Annotated in this window: 15 protein-coding genes and 1 pseudogene; 6 read left to right on the plus strand and 10 right to left on the minus strand. The window is 71.2% G+C overall.

Translation table 11 applies throughout. The features are described 5' to 3' along the window. Positions 1-243: 243 nt before the first annotated feature. Entirely contained in the window at positions 244-921 is a 678-nt protein-coding gene (locus BLU81_RS25290; RefSeq protein ID WP_373873304.1) for a Crp/Fnr family transcriptional regulator, read from the plus strand. Between the two features lie 6 nt (positions 922-927). On the opposite strand, the gene BLU81_RS25295 is transcribed toward BLU81_RS25290, so the two are convergent. Continuing rightward, the gene (locus BLU81_RS25295; RefSeq protein ID WP_092546949.1) at positions 928-1,593 is read right to left on the minus strand and encodes a lysophospholipid acyltransferase family protein; all 666 of its coding nucleotides are present in this window, start codon (positions 1,591-1,593) and stop codon (positions 928-930) included. Between the two features lie 141 nt (positions 1,594-1,734). Here BLU81_RS25295 and BLU81_RS25300 point away from each other — a divergent pair, with 141 nt between their 5' ends. Both BLU81_RS25300 and BLU81_RS25305 read left to right on the plus strand, forming a co-directional pair. Continuing rightward, positions 1,735-2,526 (plus strand): DUF308 domain-containing protein, encoded by a 792-nt coding sequence (locus BLU81_RS25300; protein WP_092546950.1) that lies wholly within the window; start codon positions 1,735-1,737, stop codon positions 2,524-2,526. A 34-nt stretch (positions 2,527-2,560) separates the two neighbouring features. Continuing rightward, positions 2,561-4,021, plus strand: coding sequence for an alpha,alpha-trehalose-phosphate synthase (UDP-forming) (locus BLU81_RS25305; protein ID WP_092546951.1), 1,461 nt, complete (start codon positions 2,561-2,563; stop codon positions 4,019-4,021). On the opposite strand, the gene BLU81_RS25310 is transcribed toward BLU81_RS25305, so the two are convergent. The 6 genes from BLU81_RS25310 to BLU81_RS25335 all read right to left on the minus strand — a co-directional run bounded on the left by BLU81_RS25310 (position 4,007) and on the right by BLU81_RS25335 (position 9,402). Beyond that, entirely contained in the window at positions 4,007-4,783 is a 777-nt protein-coding gene (locus BLU81_RS25310) for an alpha/beta hydrolase (protein WP_092546952.1), read from the minus strand. The genes BLU81_RS25305 and BLU81_RS25310 overlap by 15 nt on opposite strands. 28 nt (positions 4,784-4,811) lie before the next feature. Next, on the minus strand, positions 4,812-6,131 hold the full coding sequence (locus BLU81_RS25315; protein WP_092546953.1) for a flavin-containing monooxygenase: 1,320 nt from the start codon (positions 6,129-6,131) through the stop codon (positions 4,812-4,814). Between the two features lie 25 nt (positions 6,132-6,156). Continuing rightward, entirely contained in the window at positions 6,157-6,834 is a 678-nt protein-coding gene (locus BLU81_RS25320; RefSeq protein ID WP_092546954.1) for an endonuclease/exonuclease/phosphatase family protein, read from the minus strand. 10 nt (positions 6,835-6,844) lie between these two features. Continuing rightward, positions 6,845-7,792: an ROK family glucokinase gene (locus BLU81_RS25325; protein ID WP_092546955.1), complete on the minus strand. Its 948-nt coding sequence runs from the start codon at positions 7,790-7,792 to the stop codon at positions 6,845-6,847. Between the two features lie 25 nt (positions 7,793-7,817). Then, the gene (locus tag BLU81_RS25330) at positions 7,818-8,693 is read right to left on the minus strand and encodes a hypothetical protein (protein ID WP_092546956.1); all 876 of its coding nucleotides are present in this window, start codon (positions 8,691-8,693) and stop codon (positions 7,818-7,820) included. A gap of 256 nt (positions 8,694-8,949) precedes the next feature. Continuing rightward, on the minus strand, positions 8,950-9,402 hold the full coding sequence (locus BLU81_RS25335; protein WP_092546957.1) for an SRPBCC family protein: 453 nt from the start codon (positions 9,400-9,402) through the stop codon (positions 8,950-8,952). A 92-nt stretch (positions 9,403-9,494) separates the two neighbouring features. Between BLU81_RS25335 and BLU81_RS25340 the strand changes: the two genes are divergently transcribed. Continuing rightward, complete coding sequence (locus tag BLU81_RS25340; RefSeq protein WP_373873301.1) at positions 9,495-11,183, plus strand: GAF domain-containing sensor histidine kinase; 1,689 nt, start codon at positions 9,495-9,497, stop codon at positions 11,181-11,183. A 7-nt stretch (positions 11,184-11,190) separates the two neighbouring features. Continuing rightward, the gene (locus BLU81_RS25345; RefSeq protein ID WP_014688640.1) at positions 11,191-11,859 is read left to right on the plus strand and encodes a response regulator transcription factor; all 669 of its coding nucleotides are present in this window, start codon (positions 11,191-11,193) and stop codon (positions 11,857-11,859) included. A 63-nt stretch (positions 11,860-11,922) separates the two neighbouring features. On the opposite strand, the pseudogene BLU81_RS25350 reads toward BLU81_RS25345, so the two are convergent. Together BLU81_RS25350 and BLU81_RS25355 are read right to left on the minus strand one after the other, a co-directional pair. Next, positions 11,923-12,153 (minus strand): annotated as a pseudogene (locus BLU81_RS25350) (DUF4395 domain-containing protein); the annotation flags it as partial. Between the two features lie 28 nt (positions 12,154-12,181). Then, entirely contained in the window at positions 12,182-12,676 is a 495-nt protein-coding gene (locus tag BLU81_RS25355; RefSeq protein ID WP_092546958.1) for a MarR family winged helix-turn-helix transcriptional regulator, read from the minus strand. A 71-nt stretch (positions 12,677-12,747) separates the two neighbouring features. On the opposite strand from BLU81_RS25355, the gene BLU81_RS25360 reads away from it, so the two are divergent. After that, complete coding sequence (locus BLU81_RS25360) at positions 12,748-14,025, plus strand: MFS transporter (protein WP_092546959.1); 1,278 nt, start codon at positions 12,748-12,750, stop codon at positions 14,023-14,025. Here the strand turns inward: BLU81_RS25360 and BLU81_RS25365 are convergent. Further along, positions 14,022-14,426, minus strand: a complete 405-nt coding sequence (locus tag BLU81_RS25365) for a TlpA family protein disulfide reductase (protein WP_092546960.1) — start codon at positions 14,424-14,426, stop codon at positions 14,022-14,024. The two genes, BLU81_RS25360 and BLU81_RS25365, sit on opposite strands and share 4 nt — an antisense overlap. Between the last annotated feature and the right edge of the window lie 18 nt (positions 14,427-14,444).

Genomic DNA, 14,444 nt, shown 5'->3' on the forward strand with positions numbered 1-14,444 from the left:
TATCTCGACAGATGCCGCCAAAGCGACGGACAGTATGGGCGACAGTCACTCAGTGAGATAGACGGTTTACAGAACGCTACCGAAGGGACATGATCGTACCGAGCGTGCTTCGATGTCCGTTTCTTAAATGGCGCCGCGAGCGCGCTTCATGCTAAGAGTGATCGTTCGCGTCATGGGGCCGACGCAGACCGGAGTCCGACCGCGGTCCCCACCGGGGGAGGGATCAACGCCGTGGACCATCGCATGCCGGATCCCGGCGACGCGCTAACCGGCGTGGAGATGTTCGCCGGGCTCGAGCCGGAAGTACGCCAGCGGGTCATCGCCGCAGCCGTGCCACGTCACTATCGCAAGGGCCAGATCCTCTTCGTGGAACACGATCCGGGTGACTCCCTGATCATCATGAAACGGGGCGCGGTCGCGGTCTTCCGGACCGCGCCGACCGGGGAGCGCGCGGTGCTGACCGTGGTCCGGCCACCGGACGTGCTCGGTGAGGTGTCCCTGCTGGACGCGTCGACCCGCAGTGCCTCAGCGGAGGCCATCGAGGACTCGCAGGCGCTGTCGCTGTCCCGGGTCGCCTTCATGGAGCTGGTGCATTCCAACCCGCGCATCCTGGACGCGGTGATGCGCTCGGTCGGCGGCCTGATCCGGCGGCTGACCGAGCAGAACGCCGATCACGTGTTCCTCGATCTGCCGGGCCGGGTGGCCAAGACCCTGGTCCGGCTCTCCGGTGAGAGCCAGGCGCCGATGATCACCATCGAGCTGAACCAGAGTCAGCTCGCCGAGATGGCCGGCGGTTCCCGGCAGAGCGTCAACCAGGCGATCGGCTCGTTCGCGAGCCGGGGCTGGCTGCGCACCGAGGGCCGGCGCATCGTGGTCACCGATGTGCAGGCGCTGCGGCGCCGCGCCGGGATGCAGGGCTGAGGGTCGCTACTTGACCGACGAGGCGTAGACGTCGACGTATTCGCGGCCGGACAGGGCCCTGATCTCGTGCATGATCTCGTCGGTGATCGCTCTCTCGACGAGGCGGTCACCGCGCTGCTCGGCATGCCGGGAGAAGTCGAGCGGCGTGCCGATCCGGATCCGGACCCGTTTGACCGCCGGGATCAGGGTGCCGGTCGGCTGGATCTCGTCGGTGTTGAGCATTGCCACCGGGACGACCGGGGCGCCGCTCTCCAGGGCGAGCCGGGCGACGCCGGTCTTGCCGCGGTAGAGCCGGCCGTCGGGCGAGCGGGTGCCCTCCGGATAGATCGCGGCGATGTCGCCCTCCCGGAGGACGCGCAGCAGGGTGTCCAGGGCCGCCTGGGCCGCCTCACCACCCGAACGGTCCACCGGGATGGTCCCGGCGCCGGTGAAGAACATCCGGGAGAGCCATCCCTTGATCCCCTTGCCGGTGAAGTATTCGGCTTTGGCGACGAAGGTCACCTTCCGCTTCATGATCAGCGGGGTGAAGATCGAGTCGGAGAACGAGAGATGGTTGCAGGCGAGGATCACCGGACCGGATCGGGGAACATTCTTCAGGCCCTCGACCTTGGGTCGGAAGAACAGTCTCAGGAGCGGTCCGAGCAGTACCAACTTGAGCAGCCAGTAGAACACTGACGTCCTTTCGACGGAGGCCACCGTGCGTCCGGGGCGACAGAAGCGTACGAAGCGGGGGCGGCACGCCACAACGCACTCCCGCAACGGGGTCCTGCCGTGTCACCATTCAAGGCACGGTCGGCAAGGGGGTGTGCATCGGTGACAGCGGGTGGCGCCCGTCGCGGGCGGCGGGACAACGGGCTCGACGCCGCCGACTTCGCGGCGGCAGGGGATGTGGATCCACGTATCGGTGAGCATCTGCTCGACGTGCTGGCGGCCGGGGGGATCGCGGCTTATCTGCAGCCGACGGCGGATCTCAATCCGATCCTGCGCGCGACCACGCTTCCGGCCCGGCCGATCGATCGGCTGTTCGTGGACCGGGCGCATCTGGAGACCGCCAAGGATCATCTGCAGAAGGTGACCGGCGGCATCCCGCCGACTCCACCGGCGGTTCCGGCGCCCGCGCCGAAGCCGCAGGCCGAGGTGGACGAGGAGTGGGCCCGGATCATCGCGGGGTTCCACACCACCGTCGAGGCCGGGAAACCGCCGTGGCCGGCGGCTGAGGACGGCTCCCGGCAGGAGGAGCCGCGCCCGGTCACCGAGGAGAACCCGGCGCACAACCGGCGGCGCGGCGATCCGAAGGAGGAGCCGTCGATCCTCTACGGACTCGACACCTTCGGCACCGACCTGCCCGCTGAGGACGACGAGGACGAGCGATACGTCCCACCCCCACCCCCACCCCTACCCCACTTCTCCAAGTACGCGGTGATCGGCGTCCTGAGCATCGTGGTCGGGTTCCTGCTGTTCCTCTTCCCCGAGGTGCTGCCGATCGACTCGTTCACGGTCGCCGTGCTGGGTTTCGCCGCGATCGTCGGCGGGGCCGTCACCCTGGTGTGGCGACTGCGGTCCGGCGATGACGACGACGAATTCGACGACGGTGCCGTCGTATAGACAAGCGTGGGTGTTCGACCGATAACCTACGGTGATGCGTCAGAGTTCGCTCGTCGTCATCGCCAACCGCCTGCCGCTGGATGACAGCGCCGCCCCCGACGGTGCCTGCGAGTGGCGCCGCAGCCCGGGCGGGCTGGCCAGCGCCCTGCACGCGATCCTGGAGCAGACCCCGGCCACCTGGGTCGGCTGGGCCGGTGGCGTCGGCCCGGCACCCGCGCTGCCCGACATCGGCAGTCTGCGCCTGCGGCCGGTGTCGCTGACCGAGGACGAGCTGCGCGGCTACTACGAGGGTTTCGCCAACTCGACCCTGTGGCCGCTCTACCACGACGCGGTGCAGCAGCCCACGTTCGACCGGGGCTGGTGGGAGACGTACCGGACGGTCAACCGCCGGTTCGCCGAGGCCGCCGCCGAGGTCGCCGAGCCCGGAGCCGCCGTCTGGGTGCAGGACTACCACCTGCAGCTCGTCCCCGGGATGCTCCGGGAACTACGGCCCGACGTGCTGATCGGCTTCTTCATGCACGTGCCGTTCCCGCCGCCCGAGCTGTACATGCAACTCCCCCGCCGGGTCGAGCTGCTGCGCGGCATGCTCGGCGCGGACCTGGTCGGCTTCCAGCGGGAACAGGCCGCCCACAATGTCGCCCAGCTGGCCCGCAAACTCCTCGGCGCGGAGTCGGACGACAACGCGATAAACGTCGACGGGCGGACCGTGCGTACCGGCGCCTTCCCGGTCTCCATCGACGTCACCGAGATGCGCGCGCTGGCCGCCCGGCCCGACGTGGTCAGCCAGGCCAGGCAACTGCGAAACAGCTTGGGTACGCCGAAACGGGTCCTGCTCAGTGTCGACCGGCTGGACTACACCAAGGGCATCGAGCACCGGCTCACGGCGTACAGCGAACTGCTCCGCGACGGTCATGTGAAAGTGCGTGACACGGTGATGGTGCAGGTGGCGGTGCCCAGCCGGGAACGGGTGGAGAGCTACCGGGACCTGAAGGACCGGATCGAGGCCGAGGTCGGCCGGATCAACGGGGAGTTCGGCCGGGTCGGTGAGCCCGCGATCCACTACCTGAACCAGCCGTTCGCCCGGTCCCAGCTGGCCGCCCTCTACCAGACCGCGGACGTGATGGTGGTGACCCCGCTGCGGGACGGGATGAACCTGGTCGCCAAGGAGTTCGTGGCGGCCCGCGAGGACGGCGCCGGCGCGCTGGTGCTCAGCGAGTTCGCCGGGGCCGCCGCCGAACTGGAGCAGGCGTTCCTGGTGAACCCGCACGACGTCGACGGTCTCAAGGACACCCTGCTGCGGGCCATGGAGGCCGACCGCGCGGACCTGGGCGCCCGGATGTCGGCGATGCGGCGGCACCTGGCCGACCACGACATCCTGGCGTGGGCCCGCGCTTACCTGTCCGCGCTGGATCACACCGGGCGGCTGGCCGGCGCCCTGCCGGGGACTCCCCCGACCCGCCGCCGGCCGCCCCGGCAGCGCTCAGTAGGCCGGTAGTTGTTTCTGCAGCCAGTCCAGGATCGCGTCGATCGGTTCCTGCCAGCTCGTCTCCAGCATCAGGTAATGGCCCATGCCGGGAAAGAGCAGCGGGGCACCGCCGTACCGGGCCGCCGCCTTGTCCAGGGCAGGCCGCCGGACCACCCGGTCGTCCGGGCTGCCCACCACGAGCGTGGGCGGGTCACCGACCGGCGCCGGCAGGGTGTCCCGGCCGAACAGTTCGGCTCGTGGCCGGGCCCCGATCCGTTTCAGATGGGCCGTCGCCTCCTCAGCCGGCAGAGCCGGGCCGAAGAGCTGGCGTGCGGAGAACCGCAGCCGGCCACCCCACAGCGCCGGCACCGTCCCGGCCGGGTTGCCGCGCAGCGCCGAGCCGAGTGCCGCCCAGCCGTCCAGCACCGGGGCCACCAGGACCGCCGCCCGAGCCGGATAACGGCCCAAGGCGCGGGCCACCACCCGGCCGCCGGTCCCGTGGCCGATCAGCACCGTCTGGCGGGGCAGCGCGGCCGCCGTCTGCACCACGTCGTGCGCCTGCGCGCGCAGGTCACCGTCGGCGCGCGGGGTGACCGCGTGCGCCGGGAACCCCCGGGAGGCGGCGTGCGCCAGCCAGTGTTCGGCGAACGCCCAGCCGTCATGGCCCATGCCCGGTACGAACAGCAGTGGCGGTCGGCTGCCGTCGTCGTCCTCGGGCAGCCGCGACACGACCTCCCGGTCACCGGCCGGAACCGGATCCGACCAGTCCTGGAAGCGAAGAATCTCGCTCACTTCGTCTCCCCGTTCCACCGAAGGGAGATCATGACGTCTTCTCCATCCGAGTCAAAAGGTCCTCGACAGCGCGCAGGTAGTCCACGTGGCCGACTTCGAACCAGTAGCGCCGGGTCGGCACCACCTTGCGGCGGGCCCACGATTCGAGGGGCCGCCGGGACTCCTCCCGCTGCACCTCGGTGGCCTTCTCCGGGTCCCGGGCGCGCAGCCGCAGCCAGCGGGCCACCGCGACGCTCTGCCAGTGGGCGATCGGGAAGAGTCCGCTGTCCGGCTGCACAAGGCCGACCACGGCGAGGGTCGGATGCCGCCGGGCGAACACGTGCAGGTGCAGGTCGGGACGGCCGTGTTCGTCGGCGTCGAGCAGTTCGGGGGCGGCGAAGTCGAAGCGGGGGCGGTAGCCGGTCGCGGTGATCACCAGTTGCGGTTCGATGCGGCTGCCGTCGGCCAGTTCGACCGTGTTGCCGTCCCAGCCGGTCACGTCCGGCACCGGCTCGATCCGGCCGTGCCCCAGATAGTGCGGCAGCAGGCCGTTGACCACCGGGTTGCTCTCGAAAGGGGTGTGCTCCGGCGCCGGCATGCCCCAGCGGGTCAGGTCGGCGGCGATCCGGCGGGCCCGCCGGCGGCGGCGCCATGACGGCGCCCGCTCGTTGCCGAGCTGATCGGCGGGGCGGCTGCCGACGTATTTCGGGGCGAACCAGTAGCCGCGCCGGGTGGAGTGCCACACCCGGTCGGCGTGCTGGGCGGCCTCCACCGCGATGTCACAGCCGGTGTTGCCGCCGCCGATCACCAGGACCCGTTTGTTGCGCAGCCGTGCCGGGTCCTTGTAGGCGCTGGAGTGGATCACCTGTCCGAGGAAGTCGCCGGGGATCTCCGGGGTCACCGGCGCCCAGTTGTGCCCGTTGGCGATCACCACGGCGGCGTAGCGCTGCACCCGGGAGGAGCCGCCGCCGGTCGACTGGATGGTCACGTCCCAGCGGCCGCCGTCGACCGGGGTGATCGAGACGACCTCCATGCCGTACCAGATGTGGTCGCCGAGCCCGAAGTGCTTCGCGTACCGCTCCAGGTATTCCAGGACCCGGCTGTGGTGCGGGTAGTCGGGCCAGGTGTCCGGCATCGGGAAGTCAGGGAACTCGGTCAGCGGACGGGACGAGATGAGGTGGGTTCCGGCATAGACCGGGCTGCGGTCGTGACGCCAGTTCCAGGCGCCGCCGACGGAGGTCTCGCGCTCGTAGCAGTCGACCGCGAAGCCCTGCTCGCGAAGGTTCTTGATGGCGGTCAGGCCGCTGGCGCCGGCACCGACGACGCACACGGCGTCACCACGGTCACCGAGGTCCGGGGAGTCTTGCACCCGGCGATCCTTGCAGACGGCGCGCCTAGGAGGAAGGGAGCAAAAGGTCCACCACGATCGGTAAATGATCACTCGCTGCGCGTGCCCGGTCGCTCGTCAGGATCTCGTAGCGTTCGATGGCCACGTCGGGGCTGACGAAAAGCCCGTCGATACGCCGGCGGGGTTCCGCCGCGGGAAACGTCGGCACGTCGTCGGGTGACCCCAGCAGGCCGTCCTCGACCGTCCGCCACGCGCCGCCGCCGGGGCCCTCGTTCAGGTCGGCGGCCACGATCAACGGGCTCTTGACCGCATCCAGCTCGGCCTTCCAGACGGCGGCCTGGGACGGCCGCTCCGCCGGATCGGTCGCCAGATGCGAGCCGGAGACGGTGAACCGGGCGCCGTGCACCGTGCCCTCGGCGAAGACGGCGCCGCGCATGTGCCGGCCCGGGGTCAGCGGGTAGCGCAGGCACCAGGACCGCCGCACCCGCACCCGCAGGTTCACCAGCACCAGGTTGCCCAGCGACGGCAGGCCGCCGGCGGCCACCACCAGACCGGTCTCGGCAGCCAGCCGGGCGCACTTCTGCCGCCACCGGAACCGGCGCGGCGCCTCCTGCACGACCAGGACGTCCGGGGCCAGTTCCCGGATCAGGCCGGTCAGCGCGGCCCGGTCGTCGCGCAAGCCGTGCACGTTCCAGCTGACCACCCGCAGCGGGACCCCGGACATCCCGGCCGCCTCAGATCCCGCGGGCCAGGTCGGCCGCGCCGACCACCCCGGCGTCGTTGCCGGTGGACGCGGCGTGGATCTCCGCCACCGGGAAACGGTCCCGGTTGGCCAGTTGCTCGCGGTAGGCCCGTTCGGCCGGGCCCATCAGCAGCGGCCCGGCGTCGATCACCCCGCCGCCGATCACCATGATGTCCGGGTCCAGGCTCTGCGCCAGGTCCGCCAACGCCACCCCGAGCCAGTAGCCGACCTGGGCGAACGCGTCCATCGCGACCCCATCGCCGGCCCGCGCCGCCTCGGTGATCTGCCGCCCGGTGATGGCCAGGGCGTCGCCGCCGGCCAGTTCCAGCAGTTTCGCGGCCCGATCCGGCTCCTGCCGGGCACCGGCCCGGCCGAACCGGACCAGGGCGTTGCCGCTGGCGTACTGCTCCAGGCAGCCCAGCCGGCCGCAGCCGCACGGGTGCCCGTCCGGGACCGACTGGATGTGGCCCAGTTCGGCGGCGATGCCGTGGGCGCCGTGCCACAGCTTGCCGTTGATCACGACGGCGCCGCCGATGCCGGTACCCACGGTGATCATCACCATCGAGTCGGCGTGTTTGGCGACACCGAACCGGAACTCGGCCCAGCCGGCCACGTTGGCGTCGTTGTCCAGCACCACGGGCAGGCCGGTGGCCTTGCTCACGTAGGCCTGCAACGGCTCGTCGCGCCAGGCCAGGTTCGGGGCGAAGAGCACCGTCGAACCGGTGACGTCGATCCACGCCGCGGCGCCGATGCCGATCGCGGTCGCGGTCGGGTAATGCGCCGCCAGTTCGGCCGCCACCTCGACGATCGTGTCCCGGGTGCCGGCCTGGTCGTCGGCCGGCGTCGCCCGCCGGTTCGACGCGAGCACGGTGCCGTGCTCGTCGACCACACCGCCGGCGACCTTGGTGCCGCCCACGTCGATTCCGATGGTCAGCGTCACGCTGCCCGTCCCCTCTGCAAACAGTTCACACCGCTCCGCCGGGACGGGCGCCGTCGCCGGGCCCCGGGTCGCGGTCCTCGGGCGCCGAGGCACCCCGCTGATGATCCACGCTACGGGGCCGGTCATCGTCGCCGGCCTCCGGCTCCGTAGCGTCCGTCACCGGTGACTCGGGGGCCGTCGCCATCGCCCACACATCCCCCCGGAACGATCCCGCGGGCCACCCTGCGGAAGCCCCCGGAGACGAACCCGCGGAATCGCCGGTGGACGCCCTCGCGGAATCGGCCGGGGGCGATCCGGTGGGAGCGGCCGCCTCCGATGCCGCGGAGCCGGTCCCGGCGTCGCGGGCCGCGGTGGCCAGCTCGACCGCCCGGGCCACCGCCTGTTTCGCGACCTCCGCGCGGGCCCGGGCCGCGGCGGCGGCCTCCCGGGCCCGCTCCCGTTCGGCTTCCAGTTCCCGCGCCCGTGCCACTCGCGCCGTCTCCGCTTCGGCCTCGGCCCGGCGGGCGTCGTCCGCGCTGGCCGCGCCCCAGGGATCAGCGTCGGCGTCCGGACCGGCCGCGAGCGGCTCGTCGCCGGCGGTCCGCGTCGCCGCGGCCCAGGCCTGATCCGGTGAGGGTGCGGGTTTGGGCCGGGGCGCCGGCGGGCGGGCCGGCTGAGCGGTCATCGCGGAGAACGCGCGCATCAGCCCGGCCACCCCGCTGGCGATCTCCCCCGCGCTGATGGCGAGCTTCGCGGCAGTCTCCGGGCTCGGGTCGCGCACCGACGCGATCGCTTTGCAGACCGGGCAGACGCAGCACTCGGCGCTCCCGGTCGACCAGGATCCGGCGGCACCGGTGGTGCCCGCGCCGGCAGTGGCACCGGCTGCGGCGGCACTGGCACCAAGGCCGGCGAGCAGCCCCATCACCGACTCACCGAGTTGACCGAGGCCATCCCCGACGAACGATCCGGCGCCCGAACCAGCCGACGAGCCAGCCGAACCGGGCGATCCAGCCGAGCCAGACGAGCCAGCCGAACCAGACGAGCCAGGCGATCCGGCAGCCGGGCCGGGCGCCGAACCAGACGAACCGGCTGACGCTCTGGCGAGGACCGCCGCGACCAGCCGCTCCGCTTCCTCCCGCGCTGTCCCGGGCATGTCCGCTCCCCTCAAGCCCCGCGGCTCAGGCCGCGGGCTGGCTCTCGACGCGGCGCTTGAGCTCCCGCAACGCCGTATCCATGATCATTTTCTCGGCCTTGCGGCGGAACATCCCGAGCATCCCGATCGCGAGATCCACCGCCAGGGTGTACGTCACCGTCGTGCTGCCGTCCGCGTTCGCCACGAGGTCGTACGACCCCTCCTGGGAACGCTGCGTCTTCGACGGCTCGGTCAGGGTCCACTCGATCCGGGACAGATCGTCGGCGTACGCGTACTCCAACGTGTACTCGTCCACCAGCACCGTGGCGTCGATCTGAAAGCGCACCCGGGCGGCGTAACCGTCCTCGTACTCCTCGGTGATCTCCGCCTTCTTGATCGACTCGGCCCACTCCGGATATGACGCGAAGTCGCAGATCACCGCGGCCACCCGGGCCAGCGGCGCGTGGACCTGAATCGACTGTGCCGAGGTGTCCGCCATGCTCCGGAGGCTACCTGCCGGAGGCACCCCGGGAACGAACCGGGGCGTGCGTGCACGAGCCGGAACCCGCCGGTACGGATACCATCCGTCACGTGCCAGCCCTCGTCAGTGATCCCACGCGTATCCGCCCGGCCGAAGCCGCGGCACGCGTCGTCATGCTCCTGCTGGTCGCCGCGCTGACCTGGACCGCCACCGGCGATCCGGTGCAGCTCGGCTGGATCGGTCTGCTGGCGATCGCGGTGGTCCCCGGTTTCGTGGCCCGCGGGCACGCCTATCTGGCCCCGCTGGGCCGGGCCGCCGAGGTCGTGGTGACCTGTCTCGCGGCCGGCTCGATCGCCGCGGCCGCGCAGGTCGCCGACCGGGTCGACGCCGGGTTCGGGGCCGAGGCGGTGCTGCCCTACCTGTCGGTGCCGCTGCTCACCGCGGCGCTGCGGCGCCGCCCGGCCGAGGGGGTGTGGCTGCTCGGCCTGGCCGCCGCCACGATGGCCGCCGGCGGCGCTCTGGCCGGGCCGAGTGAGCCGCTGAGCCAGCCGGGTTACCTGGCGGCCTGCGGGCAGTGGCTGGTGCTGGGCGCGATCATCACGTTCGCCGCCGAGACGATGCGCCAGTTGCTGCAGCCGCCGGAGCCGACCCCGCAGCCGTACGCGGAGGCGACCCGCCTGCTGACTCAGCTGCGCAGTGTGGCCCGGTCGTTGCCGGGCGCGACGCTGGATCCGGGTGGCATCTCCGAGCACCTGCTGGAGGAGTTGCGGGCGGTGGCGGCGGGGCACCGGGCGGCGGTGCTGTCGGCCAGCGGTGGCGGCCGTCTGGTGGTGCTGGCGCAGACCGGGGCGGAGCGGGTCGACTGGGAGACGACGCTGGACGCCGACTCCGGGATCGCCGACGCCTGGGCGACGCAGCAGCCGCAGACCGCCAGCCGGTCCCAGGCGCGCAGTCATCAGGGCGGCGACGTGTCCTCGCTGGTGGTGCCGCTGGTCGCCGGGGTCCGCACGATCGGTCTGGTGATCCTGGAGACGGATGCTCCGGGGGCGTACCCGTCGCCGGTGGTTCAGGCGGTGACCGAGGTGACCGGCCCGGCGTCGCTGCGGCTGGAGGCCGCCCTGCTCTTCGACGACGTCCGGTCGCTGGCCACCAACGAGGAGCGCCAGCGCCTGGCCCGGGAGATCCACGACGGGGTCGCGCAGGAGCTGGTGATGGTCGGTTACGGCATCGACAACGCGCAGGCGACGCTGCCGGAGGGGGCCGACGAGACGGCCGAGGAGCTGCGGTCGCTGCGGGCCGAGGTGACCCGGGTGATCACCGAGTTGCGGCTGAGCCTGTTCGAGCTGCGGTCCGAGGTCGATCGCAACGGCGGTCTGGCGCCGGCCATCGCGGAGTACGCGCGGACGCTCGGCACCAGTGCCGGTCTGCGGGTGCATTTCACGTTCGACGAGTCGACGGCCCGGCTGCCGGCGGCGACCGAGGCCGAACTGCTGCGGATCGCGCAGGAGGCGATCACCAACGCGCGCAAGCACGCGGGGGCGTCGAATCTGTGGGTGACCTGCGCGGTGGACCCGCCGTACGCTCAGATCGAAGTCTCCGACGACGGCAAGGGGTTCGCGGACACCCGGCCCGACGGACGATACGGTCTTACCATCATGGCGGAACGCGCCGAACGCATCCGAGGCCGTCTCGAGATCACTCCGCGACACCCGAGCGGGACAACCGTCGCTGTAGTGCTCGGAACACCGCCTCGGCGCGATAGCGTGCGGGATAGCGTTTCCGCGCAAGAAGGGGAGTAACCCGAGCATGTCGACCAGTCCGGCGCCGACGACGCGCACCAAGGTCCTCCTTGTCGACGATCACGACCTGATTCGTAAGGGGCTGCGACACGCATTCGAGCGCGACCGTCAGTTCGAGGTCGTCGGCGAGGCCGCCACGGCGGCGGAGGCGGTGCGCCAGGCCGGCGCCCTCCAGCCCGATGTCGTGATCATGGACCTCCGCCTGCCCGACGGCAGTGGCCTGGAGGCCACCCGCGCCCTGCGGAAGAACAACGCGAACATGGGCATCGTGGTCCTGACCATGTATGCGGGCGACGATCAGCTCTTCGGCGCTCTCGAGGCTGGGGCCAGCGCGTTCGTCCCCAAGACCGCTCCCGCGGACGAGGTCGTGGCGGCTGCCCGGCATGCCGCGTCGGCGCCGAGCGCGTTCACCGCGGCCGATCTGGCCGAGGCGATGAAGCGGCGTCTCGCTCCGTCCGGTCCGCAGCTCTCGCCGCGGGAGGGTCAGGTGCTCCGCCTGCTCGCCGACGGCATGAGTGTGGCCGGCATCGCCAAGCAGCTCTTCGTCTCGGAGTCGACGGCGAAGACCCACATCTCGAAGCTGTACGAGAAGCTGGGTGCGGCCAACCGGGCGCAGGCGCTGATGACGGCGCTCCGTCTGGGTCTGCTCGAAGCGCCGGACGCCCCGAAGTTCTAGAGCCAGGGTCGCGTGGTGACTTCGGGTTCGATTCGCACCCGAACTCACCACGCAGAAACAGTTCTAGACATTCCGGACCGATTCGGCGTTTCTGTCTTTCAGGCGCCGAATCAAGATATAGGCCTCGCAGCCCAGGCAGAGCCCGAACGCTGCGTTAAGGAACGCGGCGAGCAGCCCGCACGTCGCCGCGACCAGGACCACGATCTCGGCACCACTGAGGTGACCCGCCGCGGAGACGGCCAGGAAGGTGAAGCCCACGAGCTGGGCGAACCGCACGGGGCTGGCCGGCTCCCGCTCGGCGTGCGGGGTTCCATACCGCCCACTATTCCTCCAGGGATAGTAGGACTTTGCGCAGGATCCCGTTGAGCTGTGCCAATTCCTGCACGCTGAGTGCCCCGAGGGCCCGCTGGTCGACCGCCATGCCCTTGAAGATGTATTTGTTCCACATCTCCCGGCCCTTCTGCGTGGGCCGGACGATCACTCGCCGCCGGTCGGCGCCGTCCATCTGCCGGGTGATCAGCCCGGCCTCGTCGAGCCGGTCCAGGCGGCTGGTCATCGCCGCCCGGGTCACGTTCGCCGCCTCGGCCAGTTGCGCCGGGGTCGCCTCGGTCGGCCACGGCTGCACCATCAGCACGTGCAGGGTCTTGTAGTCCTGCACGGTGAAGCCCTCGGTGAAGATCGCCAGGTCGGCCCGGTCGATCCAGCGCTGAATGAACTTCATCCGCACCAGGGCGCCCTCGACCTCGGGTGCGAAGGCCGGTTCCTTCTTCCAGAACCCCGCCCATCGGGCCACGTGCTCGTCCACGCTGTCTTCCATGGGACGCAAGTCTGCCACCTCTCTGACTATTAGATTGCTGATAGTTAGACGATGAACTACCGTCTCGGCTCATGACACGTGACTTCCGGCTGCTCGCCGCCGGTCAGGGCTTCTCCTGGCTGGGCAACGCCTTCCAGACGGTCGCGCTCGCCGTCGCCGTCATCACCACCGGCGACGGCGCCCGCGACCTGGGCCTGGTCATGGCCACCAACATCCTCACGCTGCTGGCCGGCACCCTCTTCGGCGGCATCTGGGCCGACCGGCTGCAACCCCAGCGGGTGATGGTCGCCTCCGACGCGATCCGGTTCGCCGCCACCGCCGGTATCGCCGCGATGTTCGCCACCGGCGGCTACCACCTGACCTTGCTCTGCGTGCTGACCGTCGTCTCGGCCGGCGCCGGCAGCTTCTTCAACCCGGCGATGAGCGCCCTCAAGCCGCTGCTGGTCCCGGCCGAGGACCGGCAGAAGGCCAACGCCACCCTCAGCCTGCTGCAGTCGATGTGCGGCGTGGCCGGGCCGGCCACCGCGGGCATCACCGTCGCCGTGTTCGGCGCGCCGGCCGGTTTCGCCATCAACGCGGTCAGCTTCCTGGCCTCCCTGGCCGCCGTCGCGATGATCCGGGTCCGAGCCCCGCGCGGCCCCCGGGCCTCCGCCATCCACGAGCTGCGGTCCGGGTGGCGCGAGATCAGCAGCCGGAGCTGGTTGTTCAGCAACCTGATGGGCGCGAGCGTCTACCACGTGGCCAACGGCGTCATCCTGGTCTTGGTGCAGATCGTCGCGTTCGAACGGCTCGGCGGCGCGCACGCCATCGGCTGGATCGCCGCCGCCGAAGGACTGGGCGGGGTGATCGGCTCGGCGATCGGGATCCGTCTACGGCCCCGGCGGCTGCTCTTCGCCGGGCTCCTGGCGCTGCCGCTGATGTCGGTGTGGGCGTTCGCGTACGTCTGGCCCGGCACCCTCGCCGCCATCATGATCGGCGCGGTGATCGGTTACGCCGGCCTGCTCTTCTACGACGTCGCCTGGGACACCTCGTTGCAGGAGAACGTGCCGCACCGGGCGCTCGGCCGGGTCAGTTCCTGGGACTACATGACGTCGTTCGTGGCCATGCCGATCGGCAACGCCCTGGCCGGGCCGCTGTCCGACCGGTTCGGCATCGACCGCGTCCTCACCGTCTGCGGCTGTGTCCTGCTCGTCGCGAGCACCGCGATGCTGCTGGTGCCGGCCTCACGCCGGCTGACCCGAACCGGGCAGCCGGCTCCGGACCCGCTGTCGCCGCACACCGACCCGCTCCCGGCGGCGGTCATGCCGGTCGACCCGATGCCCGACCCGGTCACCGCGAAATCCGGCTAGGGGAGGATCTCCGCCAGCGCGGCGATCAGGTGCGGTTTGGTCGGCACCCCCGTCGCGCGGCGGACCTCCCGGCCGTCGGCGTCCAGGATCAACAACGTGGGTGTACGCCAGATCCCCAGCTCACGGACCTCCGCCAGATGGCTCTCGGCGTCCACCTCGACGTGCCGCACGCCGGGAAGCAGGTCCGCGACCTCGGCACTGACCCGCCGCATCGCCCGGCAGGGCGCGCAGAAGGCGGTCGAGAACTGCAGCAGTGTGGCGTCAGCCGGCTCGACCCCGAGCCTTTCCAGCAGTTCCCGCATATGCCGATCCTCGCTCGCCGCGGACACGGCGGCCACCCGCCCGTCGTGTCGCCGACGCCACAGTCCCACGGCGACGGCACCCATCCCCACCGGATCCATAGGATGACCGTGACATGC

The sequence above is a fragment of the Actinoplanes derwentensis genome (genome assembly GCF_900104725.1).
In the GTDB taxonomy this organism is placed as follows: domain Bacteria; phylum Actinomycetota; class Actinomycetes; order Mycobacteriales; family Micromonosporaceae; genus Actinoplanes; species Actinoplanes derwentensis.